Genomic DNA, 22007 nt, shown 5'->3' with positions numbered 1-22007 from the left:
GGCCTCGCGACGTCTGGCTTCGGTCGCCCCGACGGTTGTTGCGATCACCGGCTCGTTCGGCAAGACCACGACGAAGGCCTACGTCGGTCGACTTCTGCAGAACCGTCGCCCGGTGGTCGTCAGCCCGGCGAGCTTCAACAACCGTTTGGGTCTGGCACGTTCCATCAATGAACAGCTCACGCCCGGTACCGAGATCTTCGTTGCCGAGATGGGGACCTACGGTCGGGGTGAGATCCGGGCATTGTGTGAGTGGATCCGTCCGACGGTGTCGGTGATCACCGCCATCGGCCCCGTCCATCTCGAACGATTTGGCACGCTCGAAGCGGTCGCCGCGGCGAAAGCCGAGATCGTCGATGGTGCGGAGACGTTGGTGCTGAACATCGACTATCCGCAGCTCGAGGAACTCGCCGACGGGGAAGAAGGACGCAGGGAGGTGATTCGATGCTCTTCGAGTTCTCCACGGGCAGACGTTTACGTCGGGCCCGATTCGATGGTCTATCTCCGTGGGGAAGCGATCGGCGCGGTCTCAGATGGGGAGGCATTTCCGGGGAATGTGGCGTGCGCAGTCGGAGTGCTGGCAGCACTGGGCCTGACTGCCGATCCCGCCGATCTGGCCTCGCTGGAGCGGCCGGTGCACCGCCGGCAGGTGGCGACGGCGCAGAGCGGAGCAGTCGTCATCGACGATACGTACAACGCCAACCCGGCAGGGGCACGGGCCGTCCTTTCGATGTTGGGACACTATGCATCCCCCGGAGCGAGGCGCGTCGTCGTCACCCCCGGCCTCGTCGAGTTGGGCCAACGGCAGTATGCAGAGAATGTGACCTTGGCCGAGCATGCTGTGAGAGAGGCAACGGACATCGTGATCGTCGGACGCACGAACAGGCGGGCGCTGTTGGAGGGGTCGCGCGGCGCGATGTCCGTTAGGGTTGTTGACTCCCGGGAAGAGGCCGTCGCCTGGGTGCGACGAACGCTCGGTCCCGGTGATGTGGTCGTCTACGAGAACGACCTGCCGGACCACTACCCGTAAGGAGCAATCTGATGAGCAACCCGGCGGTGGTGTTTGGGGGGCCGTCCCCCGAGCACGACATCAGCATTCTCACCGGCCTGCAGGCGTGCAGGACGCTGCTCGACGCCGGCCGCAGCGTGGAGGCGATCTATTGGGCGAAGAGCGGTGCCTGGTTCTCGGTGGATCCATCACTGGAGGCGGCGGACTTTGCCGATGGTGTGCCACGGCGGGCCAGGCCGCTTCGGTTCATGGCCGAGGCGGGAGGCGGATTCATCGCTCGTAAGAGGCCACTCGACATCTCAGCGGTCGTGAACTGCTGCCACGGTGCTCCGGGTGAGGACGGAACGCTGCAGGCGGCGTTCGACCTCGCCGGGATTCGCTATACGGGGCCGAGCGCCGCCGGGTCCGCCCTCGGGATGGACAAACTCGCTTTCGGAGCCGTCGTGCAGTTGGCGGGTCTTCGCTCCGTGCCACGCAGACTTCTCGAACCGAGGATCGAGTGGGACGCAACGCCCCCGTTCATCGTGAAGCCGCGGTTCGGCGGATCTTCGATCGGAATCGAGGTCGTGGACGGGATGGAGACGGCACTCGCACTTGCCAAGTCGTCGCCCCACTTGAAGAGCGGCGCAGTCATCGAACCGTTCCTGGAAGGCAGCCGGGACTACAACATCGCGATTCGAACATATCCCAGCCTGCAACTCAGCGCCATCGGAGCACCGGTCAGAGACGCGAAGAGCGGCGCCATCTACAGCTACGAGCAGAAGTACCTGGCCGGTGGCGGGCTCGAGGGGTCGGCACGTGAGATCCCGGCCAAACTTCCGGCCGAAGTGGCGGGGTCGATCCGGCAGGCTGCCATGATCGTGTCGGATCTCGTCGGTGTCCGGTCCGTTGCCCGATTCGACTTCCTCGTGCGGGGCAGCGACGTGTGGATCAACGAGATCAACACGATTCCCGGGAGCCTGGCAGCCTATCTGTGGGTGGATCCTCCGCTCAGCAGGCGTGAGCTGCTGACCGATATGGTCATCGAGGCCGAGAAGCAACCGATCCGACAGTTCGGGACCATCGGGTCGGACGGGACGGCACTTCGTAGCGCCGGCTCGATCGCAGCCAAACTGGGCTGATACCTACTTGATCAGGCTACAGGTGGACGATCGGGCAGGTCAGCGTTCGGGTGATCCCTTCGATCGACTGGATGCGGGCGACCACGAGCTTGCCCAGAAGATCAACCGTCTCGGCAGCGGCCTTGACGATCACGTCGTACGGGCCGGTGACGTCATCGGCATGTTCCACGCCTTCGATGCGGCGGGCTGCTTCGGCTACCTGTGCGGCTTTGCCCACTTCTGTCTGGATCAACACATACGCTTGGACCACCGGAACCTCCTCGGAGTGTCTCTTGATGCGATCATACCCCAGCGGGTTCCCGTCCGGGTGCCGAGTCTGCAACTGTGGGTCGCCGGCCTGCGGTTGCGGGCCGTGCCGTCACGTGCCTTCGGAGCCGACACGAATCTGTCGCGCCGTTGCGTTTCCTCGGACGTCGTCGATGTCGAAGATGATGCGTTGACCCTGTCGTAAGGATCGGAAGATGCTTCCGTCCAAGGATGCTGCATCGAGGAAGACTTCGGTTCGGTCCGTGTCGGATACGACGATGCCGAATCCGGTGGAAGGATCGAAGATCTTGACAACGCCTTGCATAGGTCGTGAGTGTAGTGGTGCCGGACGGAACTGAGGCGTCACGCGGCGGGCTCCTAGGCCTTGTCGACCTTGCCGGCCTTCAGGCAGGAGGTGCAGATACGCATGCGGCGAGTGTTGGAACCATGGCGCACGCGAACACGCTGGATGTTGGGAAGCCAGCGTCGACTCGAGCGCTTGTGCGAGAAACTGACTTGTTTCCCGAACCAGGGCTCTTTTCCACAGATCTCACAGCGATAGGACATGGCGACCTCCTCGGGCCGGTGAGCGAGGTTAGCACCGCGAGGGAGCTGTACGGAATCGTATACTCGTCGCCGGTCATGGATCCGCGAATGCACCTTACCGCCGATCACCTGAAGCGCGTGCTGTCGCGCTATCACGAACGCCTCTGCGTGTATCGCGATGCACTGAACCGGCTCAACGTCTATCCGGTGCCCGACGGAGATACGGGAACGAACATGCAGCTCACGGTCGGCACGGTCGTGGACGAAATGAGTTCTGCGCAGGGTATGGCCGAAGTGACGAGTGCGCTCGCGCACGGGTCGTTGATGGGTGCACGTGGCAATAGCGGCGTAATCTTGGCGCAGATTCTGCGAGGCCTCTCAGACACCTTTCGTGAGGTCGATCGGGTCGGAGTGCCCGAAGTCGTGAAGGCCCTCGAACGCGCTTCGAAAGCTGCCTATCAGGCCGTCTTGCACCCGGTTGAAGGCACGATCCTGACGGTCCTCCGGTCGGCCGCCGAAGCCGCAGCCGAGACGGGCACCACTGCAGGCACCGATCTCGCGGGTCTCCTCGAAGGCGTGTTCACGAGAGCAGTACAAACCCTCGAGTCCACTCCGTCGCTTCTCCCGGTGCTCGAACGCGCCGGAGTCGTCGATGCCGGTGGTGCAGGCCTGCTTCTGCTCTTGGCTGCGTTCCTCGAGGAAGTGACAGGGACCGAAGTGATCCTGCCGGAGAGCATTTACACAGCCACTCCGGCGGTCGAAGTAGCGACGGGCACGGTGTCCGAGGAGCGATACGAAGTCGTGCTCATCCTCGAGGCCCCCGAAGACCGCGTCGATCCATTTCGGACGGCGTGGGAGAGACTCGGTGGATCGATCGTCGTCACGGGTGGCGACGGGCAGTACAAGTGCCACATCCACACCGATCATCCGGCAGAGGCCATCGAAGCGGCCATCCATCTCGAAGACGGACCGGTCGGTTCATTCCGAAACCTGACCATCATGGATCTCGCGGAGCAGACCGCCGACAGCGCGTTCCATCTGACGGACACCGTATCGGTCATCGCAGTCGTCGCCGGTGAAGGCCTCGCAGCGCTGTTCCGTCAGTTGGGGGCTGCCGACATCGTGCAGGGAGGCCAGAGTATGAACCCTTCGATGGAGGATCTCCTCACTGCGGTGGAACGCTCTACGGCATCGACCGTCATCCTGCTTCCGAACAACAAGAACATCATCCCGGTCGCCCTCCGTGTGGACTCCCTCAGCAAGAAGACGGTGCTCGTCGTGCCCACCGTGTCGGTGCCGGAAGGTATCGCTGCGATGATGGGGTTCCTCTCCGGCCGGGAGCCGGACGAACTGGTCGACGCGATGCGGAACGCTGCGAAGTCCGTCGGCACAGGGGAAATCACCCGGGCGGTGCGAGACGCTCGCGTCGAGATCGGGCACGTCGCGACGGGAGACTGGTTGGGGATCGTTGGTGGTTCCATCGAGCATGCCGGGGAGGACCTGGCCGAAACGTTGACTCGGACGCTGGACACCATGGTCGACGACGATCGTGAACTCGTGACCCTGTTCATCGGCGATGCGGCGACGACCGATGCGACCGATGCGGCTCGTGGTCATCTCGCGGCGAAACATCCGTCGATCGAGGTTGAGATCAAGGACGGGGGACAGCCGCTCTACCCCTACTTGATCTCCGTGGAGTGAGTAGCCTGGCCCACCTGTCGGAGGTGGCGGTCGAGCAGGTGAAACTGCTCTCCGGCCGACGGGGCGAGAAGCTCCGAAACGCAGGAATCGGAACCGTGGCCGATCTTCTCCAGCATGTTCCCCGTCGGTACATCGATCGTTCCCGAACCGAGCAGATTGCCACCGTGCCCGTCGGTCGAGAAGTCACGATCATCGGAACGGTTCAGAGGGTGTCGACGAGACGGCCCCGGCGCAACCTCGCGATCACCGAGGCGGTCGTCTCCGACGAGAGTGCACGTATCACCGTCGTGTGGTTCAACCAGGCTTTTCGCGAACGTCAGCTCTCCGTCGGCGCAGAGGTGGCCCTCTCGGGGAAGGTCGAATCGTTTCGGGGGAGACTTCAGATGAAGAGCCCGGACGTCGACCTGATGCGGTCCGCCTCCGAGAGCCTGGTCACCGGCAGGGTGGTTCCGGTGTATCCGTCTGCAGGCGGCTTGTCATCCGGATACCTTCGGAGGGCGATCCACAATGCGCTCGGGAGGGCACGACCGATCGATGACCCGCTTCCTTCGGAGATGGTGCGGCGGCTGGGGCTGATCGACCGCGATCGGGCGATCTCCGACATTCACTTCCCCGAGACTCCCGACGTCGTCGCTCCGGCTCGTCGCAGGCTCGTATTCGACGAGCTGTTTCGTCTGGAGGTCGCCCTCGCCCTCTCGAAGCGGCAAATGATCGAAGAGGCGGTGGGGATTGCACACGGTCCAGACGGTTTGTTGCTCGGACGCTTCATCGAAGGGCTCCCGTTCACGCTGACCTCCGCGCAGGGCCGGGTCATCGACGAGATCGGCCGCGACATGCAAGCGCCGCATCCGATGCATCGGCTCCTCCTCGGCGAGGTCGGATCGGGCAAGACGGTGGTCGCCGTCTCTGCACTGATGACCGGCGTCGAAGGGGGCTACCAGGGAGCCGTGATGGCTCCCACCGAAGTGCTCGCCGTTCAGCACTATCTCTCGATCACGGCGCTTCTCGCAGGAGCAGGGCTGGCTCCACCACCCGACGACACCCCGAACCTCTTCAGCGGTGAGGGCACCGGTGTGAAGCTGGCGCTGTTGACCTCTTCCAACGCCGAGGTGAACTTCCGGCCTCACGTGACGCGCGACGAGGTCGTGGAGCTCGTCGCCGAGGGTGCAGTCGACATCGTCGTCGGGACACATGCACTCATTCAGGAAGGGGTCCGCTTCGCCGCTCTCGGGGTCGCCGTCATCGATGAGCAACATCGGTTCGGAGTCCACCAGCGCGTGCTGCTCAAAGAGAAGGCGGACGACGCGGATCCCGATCTCCTCATCATGACTGCCACGCCCATCCCGAGGACGCTCTCAATGACGCTCTATGGGGATCTCGACGTCTCTCTGCTCGATGAGATGCCGCCGGGCCGGCCGGAAGTCCTGACGCTGGCGGTACGTCCGGATCAGCTCTCCGAGGTCTACGACCGGGTCCGCACGGAAGCATCCGCGGGCCGGCAGACGTTCGTCGTGTGCCCCCTCGTCGAAGACAGCCCGAAGGTGCAGGCGGCGTCGGCGACGGCCGAGTATGAACGTCTCCAAGGCGTTTTTCCCGACCTTCGGCTCGGGCTGCTCCACGGTCAACTGCGATCGGTCGACAAACAGTCGGTCATGCAGGCCTTCCGCGACGGGGCCCTGGATGTGCTCGTCACCACCACGGTGATCGAGGTCGGAATCGACATACCCAACTCGACCATCATGGTGATCGAGGACGCCGATCGGTTTGGCCTGAGCCAACTGCACCAGCTCCGCGGCAGACTCGCCCGTCACGCCGGTCCGAATTGGTGTTACCTGGTCGCCGACCCTTCGACGGAGGAGGGCAGGACACGCATCGAAGCCATGGTGGCGATCGACGACGGATTCGAACTGGCCGAGATCGACCTGCGGATTCGTGGCCAAGGAACCGTGTTCGGCGCCCGCCAGTCGGGTCTGTCCGATCTTCGTCTGTCGGATATTCTCAGAGACAAGGATGAACTGGTCGCGGCTCGGCGCGAGGCGTTTACCCTCGTGGATCAGGATCCGGATCTCAGCGATCATCCGGACGTACGAAGGGAGGTGAGAGCCTTGCTGGGGGATGACGTTGAATGGCTCTTCAGGTCATGAGGATCATCGCCGGCAGTGCAAAGGGCCGCCGTCTCTTCGGACCTTCGGGATCCGGCACACGCCCGATGACGGATCGTGCCCGCGAGGCGCTGTTCTCGTCGCTGGGGGATCGCGTCGTCGATGCCCGGGTGTTCGACTTGTATGCAGGGTCGGGTTCCATCGGTCTCGAGGCGTTGAGCCGTGGTGCAGAGTCCGTCGTGTTCGTGGAGAAGGCACGACCGGCGCTCTTGGCGCTTCGGCGCAATATCGACAACGTCGGGTTGGGCGGAACCGTGTTCGCCCTGGACGTGGAGCGTTTTCTGGACGCCGCGGATACCGACGCGGATCTGGCATTCGTTGACCCGCCATACGGGCTGTCGCTAGCGTCTGTAGAGAAGATCTTGAGCAAACTGGTCCCGAGGCTGACTGCCGGAGCGGACGTCATACTCCATCGAAGGGTGGGGGAGCGGCCGCCGAACGTCGGAGGCCTCGCGCTGGTCGACCGCCGCAGATACGGGGATACCGTTCTGTGGCGCCTGAGGAAGGAGGAGGCGTGACCGTTGCCCTGATCCCTGGGAGCTTCGACCCGCCCACCAATGGACATCTCGACGTCATACGACGATGTTTGGCGGTCTTCGGTCAGGTCGTGATCGCCGTGGTGGCCAACCCTTCCAAAACGCCGCTCTTCGACGTCAAAGAGCGAGTCGCGATGCTCGAACAGCTCTACGAGGGCGAACATGTCGAGGTGCAGAGTTTCGAAGGACTGCTGGTCGACTTCGCCCGGCGACGTGATCGTCAAAGGCCTGCGCGCCGTATCCGATTTCGAGTATGAACTGCAGATGGCCCAGATGAATGAGAGACTCTCCGGTATCAGCACGCTGTTCCTTCCGACCGCTCCCGTGTACGGATTCCTGTCCTCCTCCCTCGTCAAGGAAGTCGCTCGGTTCGGTGGTCCCGTGGGAGAACTCGTACCACCAATCGTGAACGAAGCACTCAAGAAGAGGTACGGAAATGGCTGACGGTACGGACAATATCCCGGAAGTCGGCGAACTCGTCGAACTGCTCGATCAGATGGAGGCCTCGGTTCGGGATGCGAAGGCCATCCCGCTGTCGGGCAGCGTCCGGGTCGAACGTGAAGAACTACTTGAAATGATCGGCCAGCTGAGGGCCGCACTTCCCGAAGAGCTGAGGGCCGCGCGATGGATGGTGCGAGAGAGGGAAGCGTTCATCGCCAGAACCAATGAGCGCGCGAAGGCCATCCTCGACAAATCCACGGCGAAAGCCGCCGAGATGGTCAGCGAATCGCGGGTTCTCGCCGAAGCGGTCGAAGAGGCCAACGCCCTGGTGCGGAGGGCCGAAGGGGAGGCACGGAGGATTCGGCTCGAGGCAGAGGACCTTGCCGACAACCGGCTCGAACACCTCGAGATGCTCTTTCGGAATCTCCTGGGTCAAATCAGGGGTGTCCGTTCGCAGTATCATGAGGCACGTCCCGCACCGCCGTCGGTTCCCGAGTAACAACACCATCCACCATGTCTGTCTTCCTTCTGAACGTCTCCGACCTGCTCGGGCATCCCGGTACGCGCCGGGCAGTGGCCCTCGAAGGGTCACTGGATATCAGCCTGGACCTTGCTTCGGTGGTCGAACCGGTGTACGCCGAGCTGATGCTCGAAGCGACGGTTGACGAGGTCGTTGCTCGTGGAACGCTGAAGTTCACGGCCTCGCTGCGATGCAATCGGTGCCTGACGGAATGGGATGAAGAGATGAGGGTCGCGATCCTCGAAGTGTTCGGCTCCCGAACGGTGGATGATGGTTCCGTTGTCGAACGTGACGGGTCTATCGACCTCGAGCAGATTCTGCATGACGAGGCCTCGCTTGCCCTTCCGATCGCGCCGCTCTGCAAGCCGGATTGTCTCGGACTTTGCCCAACATGCGGAACCGACTTGAATACGGATCCCTGTTTCGGGCATGCCGACGAGAGCGCGTCCGCGTTCGGCGCCCTTCGGCACCTGCTGGAACCTTGAGAGGAGCCCCCTATGGCTGTACCCAAGAAGAAAATGTCGCGGTCACGCACGAGGCGCCGTAAGGCGAGCTGGAAGCTCGGCCGACCGCGCACGTCTACCTGTCCGCAGTGTCACGCTCCCAAACTGCCGCATCGGGCCTGCCCGAACTGTGGTACGTACCGGGGCCACGAGGTCACCGCCGGAACCGAATAGCGTGTTAGCCCTCGACGCGATGGGGGGCGACCACGCACCCAGAGAGACGGTCGCCGGCGCAGCGGAGGCGGTCCGCAGGGGGATCGAGGTCGTTCTGGTTGGGAATCGACGGCGGCTCGAACCACTCTGTGAGAATGTCGATGTCGATCTGCCGATCGTTCATGCCGCCGACGTTGTCGCGATGGGTGAAGATCCGGCCCGTTCGATCCGAGAGAAGCCCGACGCATCGATCAGCGTGGCGGCGCGACTCGTCCGTTCGGGCGAGGCGGATGGTCTCGTGTCGGCCGGATCGACGGGAGCAGCACTCGCTGCCGCGGCGATCATCATCGGCAGGATCCCTGGTGTGCTCAGGCCGGCAATCGCCACGGTGATCCCGACCACCCCTCCCACCGTCCTCATCGACTCCGGAGCGAATCCGACGGTGGGCCCCGGGCACCTCGTACAGTTCGCGATCATGGGCTCGGTCGTTTCCGAACTCTCGCTTGGAGTGGCGGACCCGTCCGTCGGTCTTCTCTCGATCGGCCAGGAGAAGGGCAAGGGGAGGGACCTGGAGAAACAGGCGGCCGTCTTGCTGGAGGATGCGGTGCCGCGATTCGTTGGAAATGTCGAAGGACGTGATGTCGCCGCAGGGACCGTGAACGTGGTGGTGACCGACGGGTTCACGGGCAACACCGTTCTCAAAGCCATCGAAGGGACCATCGCCTGGGTAGCCTCGTTGGCGGCCGGTGCCGGAGCACCGCTGCCAGCGATGGTGTTGTCCGGGGTCGACTATGAGACCACGGGTGGCGCCCACCTCGTCGGCACACGCGGCGTCGTGGTGATCGCCCATGGATCGTCGTCGAGAGTCGCGATCTGCAGCGCTCTCGAATCGGCGTCTCGCGAAGCATCGGGGGGCATGGTGGAAGAGATAGGGAGGCGGCTCGCATGACTGACATCGAAGCCAGACTCGGATATCAGTTCCGAAACCCGGCCTTGCTCGAAACGGCACTCACGCATCGGTCCTTCACGGCAGAGCACGACGGCGTCGAACACAATGAGAGGATGGAGTTCCTCGGGGATGCGGTCCTTGGTCTCGTCATCACCGATGTCCTCTTCGGGCAGTTCGCCGAGATGCGAGAAGGCCAGATGGCGAAGCTTCGAGCTTCCCTCGTCAGCAGGCCGGCGCTTGCCTCGGTGGCGCGGACGATCGGACTCGGAACCGGTCTCCGCATCGGACACGGCGAAGAAGTATCCGACGGGCGCGACAAAGACTCGATTCTCGCCGATGCCCTGGAAGCCGTCTTGGCTGCCGTGTACCTGGATGGTGGTCTCCAAGAAGTACGCCGTGTGATCATCGAGCATTGGGAGGCGCAGGTGGATGCGCTCTCGGGGACTCCAGGTGCAAAGGATTACAAAACGCGGCTGCAGGAAGTGCTCGCCAAAGTGCAACTCGAGCCGGTGTACCAGGTGGACGGTGATGGGCCCGATCACGAGCGGACGTTCAGGGCGACGGTGGAGATCGACGGAGTGGTGCGCGGCGAGGGAGAAGGCCACTCGAAGAAGGAGGCGCAACAGGCGGCTGCCAGGGTCGCACTGGAGCGCCTGGCGGATTCACCGTAGGGTGTCCGGCATGTCGGAGGTGATCCGAGCCAGGGCAGTAGTGCGTGGCCGCGTGCAAGGGGTCGGGTTTCGTTACGCGACGCTCTCTCGAGCAAGGATGCTCGGTGCCGTCGGGTGGGTCCGTAACCTGCCGTCCGGGGAGGTCGAGGTCGAAGTCCAGGGCTCGCCGGAAGTCGTCGAGAGCCTCGTCGATTGGCTGCGCGTCGGGCCACGATCGGCCATCGTTGCGGATGTCAGAGTGGCTCCTGCAGCTGTCGACCCCGATGAGGACACCTTCACGGTTCGATGAGCGGCCGCCGAGCTGTGATAGCCTCACTTCGCTAAATCACAAGGGTGTCATTCAGTGTATGTGAAGTCTCTGCGGCTGGTCGGCTTCAAATCGTTCGCCGATCGGACACGGCTCGAGTTCGAGCCGGGGGTGACGGTGGTCGTCGGCCCCAACGGCTCCGGCAAGTCCAATCTCGTCGATGCCATCGCCTGGGTGATGGGAACGCAGTCGACGCGCTCGCTGCGAACGCAGCGGATGGACGACGTCATCTTTGCGGGAACGACGACCCGGCCTGCGTTCGGCCGTGCAGAGGTGACACTGGTACTCGACAACAGCGCACGCACGATCCCTCTCGATCTCGACGAGATCTCGATCACCCGGCGGTTGTACCGCGACGGCGCCAGCGACTACCAGATCAACGGAGTCGACTGCCGTCTTCTCGACATTCAGGAACTGCTGTCCGATGGAGGGGTTGGACGGCACCAGCATCTCATTGTCGGCCAGGGCCGGATCGACGATCTTCTGAACGCCAAACCGGAGGATCACAGGGCCGTGATCGAAGAGGCTGCCGGGATTCTCAAGCACCGACTTCGCAAAGAGCGGTCGGTGCGTCGTCTGGAACGCACCGACGCGGACGTGCTTCGGCTCCAAGACATCCTGCGCGAACTCAAGCGGCAGATCCGACCGCTCGAGCGGCAGGCGAAGTCAGCAGACCGTCACGCCGTGCTTCGTCGCGAGGTGCGTGAACTGCGTCTGTTCTTCGGTGGTGAAGCGATGCGCGCCGTCCACGGCCGGCTTGCCGAGCTCGAAGGCGCCGAGACCCAGTGGAGAGCCAAGCTCGAAGCTGCGCAATCCGAGAGAGCCGAACTCGAATCCCGACTTCCTGAACTCATCAGTCGAGCCGGAGCCGCCGGGCACGCCCTGGAGGCAGACACGGCGGCGGCGGCTCGGTTGGAGACGACCGTCGAACGTTTGCGACGCATCGCGCAGGTCGCCCATGAGCGGCGAAGATCTGCCCAGGCCCGCCTCGAGGGGGCGGGGGAGCGACGCAGAGATCTCGAGGCCGAGGCTGCCGAGCTGGGGGCGGATCTCGCCGGCAGCGGAGCGACCGTGATCGTTGCACGCAGGGATGCCGAACGAGCGGAGCAGGTGTTCCGTGACCTCGAAGACGAGGCGCGCTCCCTGGCCGAGCAGGGGGCTCTTCCCGTCGAAGGGGTACTTGCCGTGGTACGCGGAGATCTCCGTTCGCTTGAAGCAGCCGTTGATCGTGATGAACGCGAGGCGCGCGATCTCGGTCGTCGACTCGACGTTCTCACTGCGAGGGTCGCGGAGGAATCCGCGGAGATCGATGAGCTGCAGGATGCGATTCGCGATGCCGATCAGGCAACGGGTCCTGCGCAGGAGGCATACGAACGTAGCCGGCATGAGCGGGAGCGACTCCAACAGCAGTGGGAGCGTGCTGAGGAACAGGCCGGACGCGCACAACTGATGCTTGCGGGCGCGGAGGCCCGCAGCGAGGCAATGGCAGAAGCCATGGCCGACTCGGTGGCGCGTGAACGAGTCCTTGCCAGGACAGGGATGAGCGGCTCTCTGACGGCGCTCCTGGCTGTGCCTCCGGATTGGGTATCGGCCGTCGATGCAGCGCTCGGTCCGTGGGCAGGCGGCATCGTTGCGCGGTCACGCAGAGACATCGAGGAAGCTGCCGTCGATCTCAAAGCAGACGGACTCGGCGGAATTCCGATGGTTACGGCCGGCACTCATGCTCCGGCGTCTCCGGCTCGAGATGTCGGAGCTCGATGGGGCATCGAGGCACTGGTCGATCTCCTCGGCCCTGGCGCCGACCAGGACCTCGCCGGCCAGCTTCTCGGGGATGTCGTGGTGGTCGAGGGATGGGCAACGGCATGGGAGATCGTGGCCCACCATCCGCACGTGCGCGCCGTCACTCCGGAAGGGGACCTGGTCGACGCCAATGGTATGAGAATCGCCCAGCCCGACGGGGCTACTCCAGCGATGCTCGAAACGGCTCTGGCTGCACTCGAGGATGCCGAGATCGGCGCGGCGCGAGCCGAGAGCCTCCTGACCTCGACCAAGCGGGCCTTCGACGGTGCTCGCCGGGTCGAACGTGATGCGCTCGAGGTGCTCGAGGCACTCGAAGCCAAGCTTGGGGGGATGACCGAGGCGCTGCGCATGAGCGACCGGGCCCGCACGGCTGCCGAGAACGAAATCGAGAGGCTGGAGGAGCGACGGTCTTTGGTCGTCGAGGCAGCAGGTGATCGTGAGGCTCGCATCGAGCGGCTGCGAGCTCGGTTGGCCGATCTGGAAGGTGAGGAGGCCGAGCGCGAGCGGGCATGGGAGCAGATGGCACAGCGGAGACGGGAGGTCGAACTTCGCCGCGAGCAGGCCAACCACGCTCGCCAGGAGGCTGCGGCCGCTCTCGGGGCCATCTTGGAGCGCCGGCGGATGCTGGAGGATCGCTTGAGAGTCGTCACAGGCGAACTCCAGTCGGCGGTCGTTCGGCCAGTCGATCCCGCCCACGTGATGCGGCTGCAGGTCATCGAGGATCAGTCGGCGAAGGCCCTGGAAGTGGTCAGAGCACATCTCGCAACGCTGCGTGAACGCCAAAGAGCGCTGCGGCGGGAGGCTGGAGAGGCCGGAGCTCGCCTCGAGACGGCTCGAGCGCGGCTCGAGGAGGTGCGGAACGTGCTCGAGACCGCCCGCCAGGAGATCTCTGCCATCGCCGTCGAGACCGCTGAACTTCGGGTGCGTGAAGAATCCGTGGCCGAAGGTCTGCGCAGGGACGCGGACGCCTCGGTCGAAGAAGCGCTCGACATGCCCCGACCGGACATCGACGAGGATCTCGAGTCGCTCCTCGCGAGCCACGAAGCAGAGCTCAGGCGGCTTGGTCCGGTGAATCCGCTTGCCGCCCAGGAATACCGGGAACTCCAGGAACGGTATGACTTCCTTGCTGCCCAGCTCGACGATCTCGCATCGTCGCGCGCGGAGCTGCGCAAGGTGATCTCGGCGCTCGACGATCGAATCGTCGAGGAGTTCACCGCCGCTTTCCAGGAGGTCGCCCGATACTACGAGGAGTACTTCGGGGTTCTCTTCCCCGGCGGCAAGGGCAGACTTCGACTCGTGGACGGATCGGATCCGCTCACCTCGGGTGTGGAGGTCGAGGCAATGCCGCTCGGCAAGAAGGTGAGCAGGTTGAGCTTGCTGTCCGGAGGCGAACGTTCGCTTGCCGCCCTGGCATTCCTCTTCTCCGTGTTCCGGGCCAGGCCGGGGCCGTTCTACATTCTCGACGAGGTCGAAGCCGCACTCGACGACGCGAACCTGCGGAGGTTCCTGCGTCTCGTCGACCGGTTCCGCGAACGCGCCCAGTTGCTGATCGTCACCCACCAGCAGCAAACCATGGAAGTTGCCGACATACTGTACGGTGTCACCCTCGAACGTGGCGGGTCGTCCCAAGTGCTGTCCCGCCGAATCCGCGAACGGTCACAGCTGGCATGACATCGACACAACTGATTCTCCTTGGTGTGGTAGTGGCGGTTGTCGCCGTCCTCCTGTTCCTCATGGTTCGGCGCGGAGGAAACGGCGAACCGGCCGGCCTCCAGCCGGCACTCGTCGATCGTCTCGAGAAGACTCGAACCGTCTTTGGAGGGAGACTGCACCGGCTCTTCGGATCCGCTCGGCTCGACGACCGATTCTGGGAGGAGCTGGAGGAGGCGCTGATCGCCTCCGACGTCGGCGTGCTCGCGACAAGTGAGATCATCGCTCGTGTGCGAGAACGACGTCCGGACGGTCCGCAGGAAGCCAAGGGTGCACTTCGCGAGGAGCTCATCTCCGAGTTTGGCGATCGCCGTCGTGACCTTCGTATGTCGGGCGCTCCGTCGGTGGTGATCGTTGTCGGGGTGAACGGAACCGGCAAGACCACGAGCATCGCGAAACTCGCCGCGTATCTCGTTGCCGCGGGGAGATCTCCACTCCTGGGTGCCGCGGATACGTTTCGCGCGGCGGCGGGTGCCCAGTTGCGTACCTGGGCGGAGCGGATCGGTGTCGAAATCGTCTCCGGTCAAGAAGGAGCAGACCCCGCTGCGGTTGCTTTCGACACATACGAGGCTGCCAGAGCCCGAGGTCACGAGGTCGTCATCGTGGATACGGCCGGCAGACTCCACTCCAAGCACAACCTGATGCAGGAGCTGGGGAAGATCGTCCGGGTACTCGGCCGGGCGGCGGGTGAGGTGGACGAGGTCCTTCTCGTCATCGACGCGACCAACGGACAGAACGCCGTGGTACAGGCGAGAACGTTCACCGCGGCGGTAGGAGTGACCGGAATCATCCTGACGAAGCTCGACGGAACGGCGCGTGGCGGCGTCGCTGTCGCCGTCGAGAGAGAGCTGGATCTGCCCGTCAAGTTCATCGGAATCGGTGAGGGGGTCCACGATCTGATCCCGTTCGTTCCTGCGGAGTTCGTCGATGCGATGTTGGAGGATGTATGAGTCCCGAAGAGCTGCTCGCCGAGGCGCGTGAAGTCGCCAAGAACGCCTATGCCCCCTATTCGGGGTTCCGTGTGGGCGCGGTCATCGTGGCCGATGACGGATCGGTCCACCGTGGCGTCAATTGGGAGAATGCCGCCTACCCGTCGGGAACCTGTGCCGAGGCAAGCGCGATCGCCTCGGCCGTCACCGCCGGCAAAACGGCGATGAAAACTGTCGCTGTGGCGTGCATCGACGCCGGTACGGAGGCGGAAACGTTTCCGTGTGGTCAGTGCCGGCAGCGGCTCTACGAGTTCGGTGTCGAGACCGTTGTGGTCTCCGGTACCGACGGAACCGCACAGAGGTACGCACTCGACGAACTCCTTCCACACGGGTTCCGTCTGGAGCACTGAGAAACGGCCCGGGGACATCCCCGGGCCGTTCCGGCTTCAGCGTTCGCGAGCCTCGAGTGCCTCGATCAGCTTGGGGAGGACCTTGTGTACGTCCCCGACCACGCCGAGGTCCGACAGTCCGAAGATCGGTGCCTCTTCGTCCTTGTTGATGGCGATGATGACCTTGGAGTCTTTCATCCCCACGGCGTGCTGCATCGCCCCCGAGATACCGCAAGCGATATAGACATCGGGCTTGACGGTCTTGCCGGTCTGTCCGACCTGTAGGGAGTAGGGAACCCACCCGGCGTCGACAACTGCTCGCGTGGCGCCCATGGCTCCGCCGAGGAGATCTGCAAGTCGCTTGGTCAGATCGAGATTCTCGGCCGAACCGAGCCCGCGGCCGGCGGAAACGACGATTGACGCTTCCTCCAACTTTGGGCCTTCGCTCTCTTCCACATGGACGGCGGTGATGACGGCGGTGCCGGCTGCTCCGACATCGGGAAGGGCGACCGGGACGACGTCCGGTGCCAACGCTCCTGCGGGTTCCGGTGGGAACGATTTCGGTCGGACGACCACCAGATACGGCTTCTCGGTCAGAAACGCGGTCTCGACGATCTCGGTGCCGCCGAAGATCTCATTGAGGGCCTTGAACGTGTCACCTTCGATGAGGACGTCGATGACGTTGGAGATCACCGGACGTCCCATCCGGGCGCTGAGGCGCCCCGCGACGTCGCGGTCCGTAGGGGTCAGCCCGAACATGATCACGTCGGGCTGCTCGACGTCGGCGAGATCGGCCATTGCCGCCGCGGCGGCGGCAGTCGGCAGATGATTGTCGGGAGTCATCTGATAGACGGTCTGCGCTCCATGGCTTCCGAGCAGCTCGAAGATCTCCTCCGATCCGGCACCCAGGTAGACAGCGGCCAGCGAATCGGCGAGCGAGCGGGCCTTGGAAAGCATCTCGAGCCCGATCTGGGCCGGGTTGCCCTGTGATTCTTCGACAAATACCCAGGCTTTCATCAGATCACCTTCGCTTGCTCGAGCACCTCGATGATTCGCAGGTGTGCTTCGCCCTCATCTTCGATGACCTCACCCGCGGCGCGTTCCGGTGCAGGACGGACCTCGAGGATCTTCTGGGTCGCCATCGGTGTCACCCCGAGTTCAGAGACACCGATCTGTTCGATCGGCTTCTTCTTGGCGGCCATGATCCCCTTGAACGTGGGGTAGCGGGGTTCGACGACGCCGGAAGTCACGGTGATCAGCACCGGTGTGGGTGCTTCGACGACGTCGTGTCCGTATCCGGTCTGACGATGGATGCGGATCTTGTCGTCATCTCGCTCGAGATGCTTCGCGAAAGTCAGCGCCGGTACGCCGAGCAACTCTGCGAGCTGCTGGGGGAGTACCCCGGCGGAGCCATCGGTCGACTCCGTGCCGGCGATCACCAGATCGAATCCTTCGTTGGTGATCGCTGCTGCCAGGACCTGGGCTGTTACCCACGAGTCGGCTCCTCGAAGCGAGTCATCTTCGATCACGATGGCCTTGTCGGCGCCCATTGCCAGTGCCTGGCGAATGCCTTGGAGATTCCCCGCCGGCCCCATCGAAACGAGGGTCACCGAGCCTTCGGTCTGTTCGGCGACTTGCAGACCCATCTCGACCCCATAGCGGTCGGTGTCATCGAGGATCTGGTCGGTCGGCCGCTCCAGGAAGTGTGTCTCGGGATCCAGGCGATAGGGAGCCGCGGGGTCTGGAATCTGTTTCGTGCAGACCACCACTTTCATTGGTGTGCACTCCTCTCTCGTTGGTGTTCGCGGATGTTAGCAATCGGCGTACCGTGCTTCGCCCTCACAGAAGCGGAAGCAGACGGTCGAGCAGGCCGGTAAAGCGGGGGCGGGCTTCGGCCGCCGTCTCCTGGACCTCCTCATGGGTGAGTGGCGTATCGGAGATGCCGGCTGCCAGATTGGTAACCAGGGAGATTGCGAGTACCGCCGCTCCCATGTGGCGCGCCGCGATCGCCTCCGGAACGGTCGACATCCCGACGAGATCCCCTCCGAGCCGAGCAACCATCTGAATCTCGGCCGGTGTCTCGTACGAAGGGCCCGTCAGCCAGGCGTAGACACCCTCGCCGAGGTGGACTTCGGCATCTCGCGCCGCTCGATGCGCGATTTCGCGCAGGGCAGGGGAGTAGAGGTCCGTCAGGTCGGGAAAGCGCGGGCCGAGGCGGCCATCGTTGGGGCCGATCAGGGGGTTGTGTCCGGTGAGATTGAGATGATCGCGGATGAGCACCAGGTCGCCAGGTCTGAGACCGTCTCCCACGCCTCCGGCGGCATTGGTGAGCACGATGGTTGCACAACCCGCTGCGACCGCCACCCTGACTCCGAAAACGACCTCGTTCATCGACCGGCCTTCGTAGAGGTGGGCCCTGCCGGAGAGGATCAGGACAGGGCCGTCCATGTCGGCCGAGTACAGGGTTCCGTAATGCCCTTCTACCGTGGGGACGGGCCACCCCGGGATGTCCGCGTACGGAATCGCGAGCGCCCCGGGAAGTGCCGAGGCATAATCGCCGAGCCCGGAGCCGAGCACAACGGCAACCTTGTGCTCTCCACGACCGGAACGCTCGGCGATCGTCGCGGCGGCGGCCTTGATCGTCTCGTACTGCATCAGCGAACCTCCTCGAGGACGTGCGGCATCGGTTCCGGAGGTTCGTCACCGATTTCCCATGCGCTTGCCAGTAGTTTGGACGCTGCCTCCAAACGCCTTTCATCGTTCCAAGCGACCGTTGCGAGTGGTTCACCGATAGCGACCACATCTCCCTCTTTGGCCAGGACGGTGACACCGACCGCAGGATCGATCCGGTCTTCTTTTCGCTCCCTCCCTGCACCGAGGTGCATGGCACCCACACCGATCTTGAACGCGTCGCATCGGGTGACGACCCCGTCCCGGGCGGCGGGAAGGTGCGTGCGATGCGCCGGCTGCGGCAGGATGTCCGGATTCTCGACGACTCTCGGATCGCCACCCTGTGCCTCGATCACCTGGGCGAACTTCATCAGTGCACTTCCGCTCGAGATGGTGGCTTCCAGCGCGCTACGGGCCTCGTGACGATCCTTGGAGATTCCGCCGAGGATCAGCATCTCCTCTCCGAGGCGAAGCGTGATTTCGGTCAGGTCCTGCGGACCTTCACCTCTGAGGACCGCCAGGGATTCGACGATCTCCGAAGCGTTGCCGACTTCTCTGCCCAGCGGTTGCTGCATCGGGGTCAGCAGTGCGACGACCGGCACGCCGTGGGCTGCTCCGATGCCGATCATCGTGCGTGCCAGCAGGCGGGCCCGCTCCATGTCGCGCATGAATGCACCGCGGCCGACTTTCACATCGAGAACCAGACCGTCCAGGTCCTCGGCGAGTTTCTTCGACATGATCGACGATGAGATCAGGGGGATCGACTCGACGGTTCCCGTGGCGTCCCTGAGCGCGTAGAGCTTGCGATCTGCGGGCACGAGCGTCTCCGACTGGCCGGCCAGGACGAGGCCGGTCCGAGCGAGAAGTGCGGCGAAGGTCTTTGGATCGAATTGCGTCGTGAATCCGGGAATCGTCTCGAGCTTGTCGAGCGTGCCGCCCGTATGCCCGAGACCGCGACCACTCATCATCGGCACCCGAACACCGGCGGCGGCGACCATCGGCGCAAGGGGAATCGAGACCTTGTCACCGACGCCGCCGGTGGAGTGCTTGTCCACTTTCCTACCGGGCACGGTGGCGAGGTCGAGAACATCTCCCGAGTGCAGCATCGCTTCGGTCCAAGCGGCGAGTTCATCGGCGTTCAGGCCGTTGAAGAAGATCGCCATCGTCATCGCCGACATCTGGTAGTCGGTGACGGAGCCATCCGTGTAGTGGTTGATGAGCCAGGTGATCTCTGCCGGCGATAACGCCGCGCCGTCTCGCTTGCGCTGGATGAGTTCGACCGTGTTCATCGGGTTCTTCCGTTGAGCGCCGGCCCGGTCACGACACGTCCATCTCGAACCGTGACTCCCTCGGCCTCGAGCTTGCGAGTCTGCTCGGCCTCGTGTCTGGGAATGAGCCGGCCGGTTGAGGTGACCACTCTCCACCACGGGAAACCTGTTGAGTTGCTCAGGATATTGCCGACAGCGCGCGCAGCGCCGGGGTGGCCGGCCTGCGCCGCGAGCTCCCCGTAGGTGACGACCTCGCCTGGAGCGAGGTCCTGCAGCGCCTCGGTGACGTGGTCGGTGAAGCGGGACATCACAGGGTCCCGAACAGGCGGTCGCCCATGTCGCCGAGACCGGGTTGGATGAAGTAGTTGGAGCTGAGGTCTCGATCCAGCGAGGCCGCCACGATGCGTACGTCGGGATGATCGCGCTCCATGCGCTCCACGCCGGCGGGAGCAGTGACGACACAGAGTGCCGTGATGTCTCTCGCACCGTGTTCCTTGACCTTGTCCACTGCCCATGACAACGATCCGCCGGTGGCGAGCATGGGCTCCAGGATCAGGACGTTCGTGTTCGCGAGGTCCGGGAATTTCGTGTAGTACTCCAGGGGCTCTGCGGTCTCTTCATCCCGTTGTACCCCTGCAAAGCCCACCCTGACCGCCGGAAGGAGGTCGAGGACGGCATCGAGAAGCCCGAGTCCGGCCCGGAGGACGGCCACGGCGACGATGTTGCGATCCAATCGGTAGCCGACCGTCTCCTCGAGGGGCGTCTCGACCGGGAACTCTCGCAGAGTGATGTCGGTGGTGGCCTCGATCAGGAGGGTGTAGGCGAGGCGTCGGGTGGTTTCGCGGAAGCGCTCGGTGGACGTGCCGCGATCTCGTAGGACGGTGAGGTAGTGCTGTGTGAGGGGGTGTTGGACGATGGTGAGGCTCACAGAGGTTCCTTCCGGGTGACTGCTCGTAGGCTACTCGCGCCCGTGCGAGGTACTTTCGGTGTTTTGTCTCGGCGCAAGGAGTCTGCCACGGGTCTCTCAGGGGGTGATCTCGAGCACGGCACCGTCGCCGTACAGAGGTACCGGGAAAGCTCCGTAGGGTTTACGAGAGCGACCTCCCCAGACGATGACACCGCTGTCGGTGGCCACGAGGCTGTGACCCCAACGGGTTCCGAGGGTGTCGGGTGCGAGTCGGTTCCACGTGTCGGTGACCGGGTCGTATGCCACCCCGACCATCGGCACGACGCCAGGTACGGGGGTGACCGCATGGCCCCAGAAGACGACCCGCGTTCCGGTCCATACCGCCGGGACCGTCGCGACGCTCACCGGCGGTGGCGCGGTGCGACGCCACTCGTGCCGGTCCGGATCATATGCGGCGAGACGCGTCGGCTCACCCGGTTCTCCGAACGGGGCGAAAAGCATCTCCTGGCCGGTCCACACGCCCGCAGAGACACCGTACGAGCGGACGCCGGGCGGATCGGCGATCTTGGACCACGTGTCGGTGACCGGATCGTAGGAAGCCCAGGACGGGTCGCCGTCGGTGGCGTCACCGTCACCACCGATGATCAGCTCATGTCCGGTCCACACACCGACTCCGGGGTTGCCGGCACCGAGTGGTGACGGCGCCAGGACCCGCCACGTATTCGTTGCAGGGTCATACGCCGCCCCGTCCCCGGCGGCAACCTCCATCCCATCATGATCGACCATGCCGCCCCATACGATCAACTCGGTACCGGTCCACACGTTGAACATGTAGGCGCGTCCCTCGATCGGGGCGGCAGGGATCAGACTCCAGGTGTCGGTGGCCGGGTCGTACGCGAACCCGTCGTTCGCCAGGTCGAAATCGGTCGAGTCACCCATCGCGCGGTCGCCTCCCCAGATGAGCAGCCGGCTGCCGGTCCACACCGCGGCCGGGGTTCTCCGGGCCTCCGGCGCGGACGCCATCGGGCGCCACGTGCGGGTCACAGGGTCGTAGGCGTCACCGGTTGCCTGCGTCTCCACAGGACCCAACGGGTTCCCCCACACCAACAGTTCCGTGCCGGTCCACACCGACACATGCTCGGCCCGAGCGACCGGCCCGACGGGCATCGGCTCCCACCGACCGATCGGCGGCAGGGTCGTGGTCGTCGACGAACTCGGCGACACGAGCCTCGTCGTCGAAGTGGTGGAAGAGGGAGGTGTCACGAAACTCGACGGGCTTGGTGGTGTCGTGGGCACTGTCGATGGGATGGATGGTGCCGGCTCGACTTCGTTGTTCCGCTGCACGGACACGTCGAGCCGCCAGATGACTGCGACAGCCACCAGCAGGAGCCCGGCGCCGAGCAGAATTCCGGCAACCGTCCACCGTGCATCATCACCCTGGCGAGATTCACTCATCCCCCGGAACCTCCTGA

At 64.2% G+C, this 22007-nt stretch carries 24 protein-coding genes and 1 pseudogene; 15 read left to right on the top strand and 10 right to left on the bottom strand.

Features of this window, described 5'->3' with window-relative positions; all coding sequences use genetic code 11:
• Positions 1–1027: hypothetical protein (locus GWP04_09930; protein ID NIA25869.1), on the top strand; the 1027-nt coding region annotated here is incomplete at its 5' end.
• A gap of 11 nt (positions 1028–1038) precedes the next feature.
• On the top strand, positions 1039–2127 hold the full coding sequence (locus GWP04_09925; GenBank protein ID NIA25868.1) for a hypothetical protein: 1089 nt from the start codon (positions 1039–1041) through the stop codon (positions 2125–2127).
• A gap of 16 nt (positions 2128–2143) precedes the next feature.
• Here the strand turns inward: GWP04_09925 and GWP04_09920 are convergent, their stop codons facing one another.
• The 3 genes from GWP04_09920 to rpmB form a co-directional block, all read right to left on the bottom strand.
• Positions 2144–2377, bottom strand: coding sequence for an Lrp/AsnC family transcriptional regulator (locus GWP04_09920; GenBank protein ID NIA25867.1), 234 nt, complete (start codon positions 2375–2377; stop codon positions 2144–2146).
• A gap of 108 nt (positions 2378–2485) precedes the next feature.
• Entirely contained in the window at positions 2486–2698 is a 213-nt protein-coding gene (locus tag GWP04_09915; GenBank protein NIA25866.1) for a cold shock domain-containing protein, read from the bottom strand.
• Between the two features lie 53 nt (positions 2699–2751).
• Complete coding sequence (gene rpmB / locus GWP04_09910; protein ID NIA25865.1) at positions 2752–2940, bottom strand: 50S ribosomal protein L28; 189 nt, start codon at positions 2938–2940, stop codon at positions 2752–2754.
• Positions 2941–3015: 75 nt separating this feature from the next.
• Between rpmB and GWP04_09905 the strand changes: the two genes are divergently transcribed.
• From GWP04_09905 to cdd, 13 genes and pseudogenes are all read left to right on the top strand, one after another.
• Positions 3016–4620, top strand: a complete 1605-nt coding sequence (locus GWP04_09905) for a DAK2 domain-containing protein (protein ID NIA25864.1) — start codon at positions 3016–3018, stop codon at positions 4618–4620.
• Positions 4617–6764, top strand: coding sequence for an ATP-dependent DNA helicase RecG (gene recG / locus GWP04_09900; protein ID NIA25863.1), 2148 nt, complete (start codon positions 4617–4619; stop codon positions 6762–6764). The genes GWP04_09905 and recG overlap by 4 nt, the downstream gene beginning before the upstream one ends.
• Positions 6761–7300, top strand: a complete 540-nt coding sequence (gene rsmD, locus GWP04_09895; GenBank protein ID NIA25862.1) for a 16S rRNA (guanine(966)-N(2))-methyltransferase RsmD — start codon at positions 6761–6763, stop codon at positions 7298–7300. The genes recG and rsmD overlap by 4 nt, the downstream gene beginning before the upstream one ends.
• Positions 7297–7762: pseudogene (gene coaD, locus GWP04_09890) on the top strand (pantetheine-phosphate adenylyltransferase). Before rsmD ends, coaD begins: the two are co-directional and overlap by 4 nt.
• Complete coding sequence (locus tag GWP04_09885; protein NIA25861.1) at positions 7755–8258, top strand: hypothetical protein; 504 nt, start codon at positions 7755–7757, stop codon at positions 8256–8258. The pseudogene coaD and the gene GWP04_09885 overlap by 8 nt, the downstream one beginning before the upstream one ends.
• Before the next feature lie 14 nt (positions 8259–8272).
• Positions 8273–8764, top strand: coding sequence for a hypothetical protein (locus tag GWP04_09880; GenBank protein ID NIA25860.1), 492 nt, complete (start codon positions 8273–8275; stop codon positions 8762–8764).
• 12 nt (positions 8765–8776) lie between these two features.
• Positions 8777–8956 (top strand): 50S ribosomal protein L32, encoded by a 180-nt coding sequence (gene rpmF, locus GWP04_09875; protein NIA25859.1) that lies wholly within the window; start codon positions 8777–8779, stop codon positions 8954–8956.
• 19 nt (positions 8957–8975) lie between these two features.
• Positions 8976–9884 (top strand): phosphate acyltransferase PlsX, encoded by a 909-nt coding sequence (gene plsX / locus GWP04_09870; GenBank protein ID NIA25858.1) that lies wholly within the window; start codon positions 8976–8978, stop codon positions 9882–9884.
• The gene (gene rnc, locus GWP04_09865) at positions 9881–10555 is read left to right on the top strand and encodes a ribonuclease III (protein NIA25857.1); all 675 of its coding nucleotides are present in this window, start codon (positions 9881–9883) and stop codon (positions 10553–10555) included. The genes plsX and rnc overlap by 4 nt, the downstream gene beginning before the upstream one ends.
• Positions 10556–10574: 19 nt before the next feature.
• A complete protein-coding gene (locus tag GWP04_09860; GenBank protein ID NIA25856.1) occupies positions 10575–10844 on the top strand; it encodes an acylphosphatase in 270 nt (89 codons plus the stop codon).
• A gap of 54 nt (positions 10845–10898) precedes the next feature.
• Positions 10899–14333, top strand: a complete 3435-nt coding sequence (smc, locus tag GWP04_09855) for a chromosome segregation protein SMC (protein NIA25855.1) — start codon at positions 10899–10901, stop codon at positions 14331–14333.
• Positions 14330–15322, top strand: coding sequence for a signal recognition particle-docking protein FtsY (ftsY, locus tag GWP04_09850; GenBank protein ID NIA25854.1), 993 nt, complete (start codon positions 14330–14332; stop codon positions 15320–15322). The genes smc and ftsY overlap by 4 nt, the downstream gene beginning before the upstream one ends.
• Complete coding sequence (gene cdd / locus GWP04_09845) at positions 15319–15711, top strand: cytidine deaminase (GenBank protein NIA25853.1); 393 nt, start codon at positions 15319–15321, stop codon at positions 15709–15711. Before ftsY ends, cdd begins: the two co-directional genes overlap by 4 nt.
• Positions 15712–15747: 36 nt before the next feature.
• Here the strand turns inward: cdd and GWP04_09840 are convergent, their stop codons facing one another.
• The 7 genes from GWP04_09840 to GWP04_09810 all read right to left on the bottom strand — a co-directional run bounded on the left by GWP04_09840 (position 15748) and on the right by GWP04_09810 (position 21990).
• Entirely contained in the window at positions 15748–16707 is a 960-nt protein-coding gene (locus GWP04_09840; GenBank protein NIA25852.1) for an electron transfer flavoprotein subunit alpha/FixB family protein, read from the bottom strand.
• Positions 16707–17465 (bottom strand): electron transfer flavoprotein subunit alpha, encoded by a 759-nt coding sequence (locus GWP04_09835; protein ID NIA25851.1) that lies wholly within the window; start codon positions 17463–17465, stop codon positions 16707–16709. The genes GWP04_09840 and GWP04_09835 overlap by 1 nt, the downstream gene beginning before the upstream one ends.
• A gap of 64 nt (positions 17466–17529) precedes the next feature.
• A complete protein-coding gene (locus GWP04_09830; GenBank protein ID NIA25850.1) occupies positions 17530–18345 on the bottom strand; it encodes a purine-nucleoside phosphorylase in 816 nt (271 codons plus the stop codon).
• Positions 18345–19649: a thymidine phosphorylase gene (locus GWP04_09825; protein NIA25849.1), complete on the bottom strand. Its 1305-nt coding sequence runs from the start codon at positions 19647–19649 to the stop codon at positions 18345–18347. The genes GWP04_09830 and GWP04_09825 overlap by 1 nt, the downstream gene beginning before the upstream one ends.
• The gene (locus GWP04_09820; protein NIA25848.1) at positions 19646–19936 is read right to left on the bottom strand and encodes a 6-O-methylguanine DNA methyltransferase; all 291 of its coding nucleotides are present in this window, start codon (positions 19934–19936) and stop codon (positions 19646–19648) included. Before GWP04_09820 ends, GWP04_09825 begins: the two co-directional genes overlap by 4 nt.
• Positions 19936–20556 carry a uracil phosphoribosyltransferase gene (locus GWP04_09815; GenBank protein ID NIA25847.1) on the bottom strand — a complete coding sequence of 207 codons (621 nt, stop codon included), beginning with the start codon at positions 20554–20556 and terminating at the stop codon, positions 19936–19938. Before GWP04_09815 ends, GWP04_09820 begins: the two co-directional genes overlap by 1 nt.
• A gap of 96 nt (positions 20557–20652) precedes the next feature.
• Entirely contained in the window at positions 20653–21990 is a 1338-nt protein-coding gene (locus tag GWP04_09810) for a hypothetical protein (protein ID NIA25846.1), read from the bottom strand.
• Positions 21991–22007: the final 17 nt, after the last annotated feature.

This window comes from Gammaproteobacteria bacterium (assembly GCA_011682695.1).
GTDB lineage: Bacteria > Actinomycetota > Acidimicrobiia > Spongiisociales > UBA4744 > BMS3Bbin01.
Note: the sequence above shows the minus strand (reverse complement) of the source record. Positions and strands in the feature narration are given on the sequence as shown.

Coding starts and splice junctions, on each gene's coding strand:
- GWP04_09925 (NIA25868.1), top strand. CDS start 1,039: ATGAGCAACCCGGCGGTGGTGTTTGGGGGGCCGTCCCCCGAGCACGAC.
- GWP04_09915 (NIA25866.1), bottom strand. CDS start 2,698: ATGCAAGGCGTTGTCAAGATCTTCGATCCTTCCACCGGATTCGGCATC.
- rpmB (NIA25865.1), bottom strand. CDS start 2,940: ATGTCCTATCGCTGTGAGATCTGTGGAAAAGAGCCCTGGTTCGGGAAA.
- GWP04_09905 (NIA25864.1), top strand. CDS start 3,016: ATGGATCCGCGAATGCACCTTACCGCCGATCACCTGAAGCGCGTGCTG.
- rsmD (NIA25862.1), top strand. CDS start 6,761: ATGAGGATCATCGCCGGCAGTGCAAAGGGCCGCCGTCTCTTCGGACCT.
- GWP04_09885 (NIA25861.1), top strand. CDS start 7,755: ATGGCTGACGGTACGGACAATATCCCGGAAGTCGGCGAACTCGTCGAA.
- GWP04_09880 (NIA25860.1), top strand. CDS start 8,273: ATGTCTGTCTTCCTTCTGAACGTCTCCGACCTGCTCGGGCATCCCGGT.
- rpmF (NIA25859.1), top strand. CDS start 8,777: ATGGCTGTACCCAAGAAGAAAATGTCGCGGTCACGCACGAGGCGCCGT.
- plsX (NIA25858.1), top strand. CDS start 8,976: ATGGGGGGCGACCACGCACCCAGAGAGACGGTCGCCGGCGCAGCGGAG.
- rnc (NIA25857.1), top strand. CDS start 9,881: ATGACTGACATCGAAGCCAGACTCGGATATCAGTTCCGAAACCCGGCC.
- ftsY (NIA25854.1), top strand. CDS start 14,330: ATGACATCGACACAACTGATTCTCCTTGGTGTGGTAGTGGCGGTTGTC.
- cdd (NIA25853.1), top strand. CDS start 15,319: ATGAGTCCCGAAGAGCTGCTCGCCGAGGCGCGTGAAGTCGCCAAGAAC.
- GWP04_09840 (NIA25852.1), bottom strand. CDS start 16,707: ATGAAAGCCTGGGTATTTGTCGAAGAATCACAGGGCAACCCGGCCCAG.
- GWP04_09835 (NIA25851.1), bottom strand. CDS start 17,465: ATGAAAGTGGTGGTCTGCACGAAACAGATTCCAGACCCCGCGGCTCCC.
- GWP04_09830 (NIA25850.1), bottom strand. CDS start 18,345: ATGCAGTACGAGACGATCAAGGCCGCCGCCGCGACGATCGCCGAGCGT.
- GWP04_09825 (NIA25849.1), bottom strand. CDS start 19,649: ATGAACACGGTCGAACTCATCCAGCGCAAGCGAGACGGCGCGGCGTTA.
- GWP04_09820 (NIA25848.1), bottom strand. CDS start 19,936: ATGTCCCGCTTCACCGACCACGTCACCGAGGCGCTGCAGGACCTCGCT.
- GWP04_09810 (NIA25846.1), bottom strand. CDS start 21,990: ATGAGTGAATCTCGCCAGGGTGATGATGCACGGTGGACGGTTGCCGGA.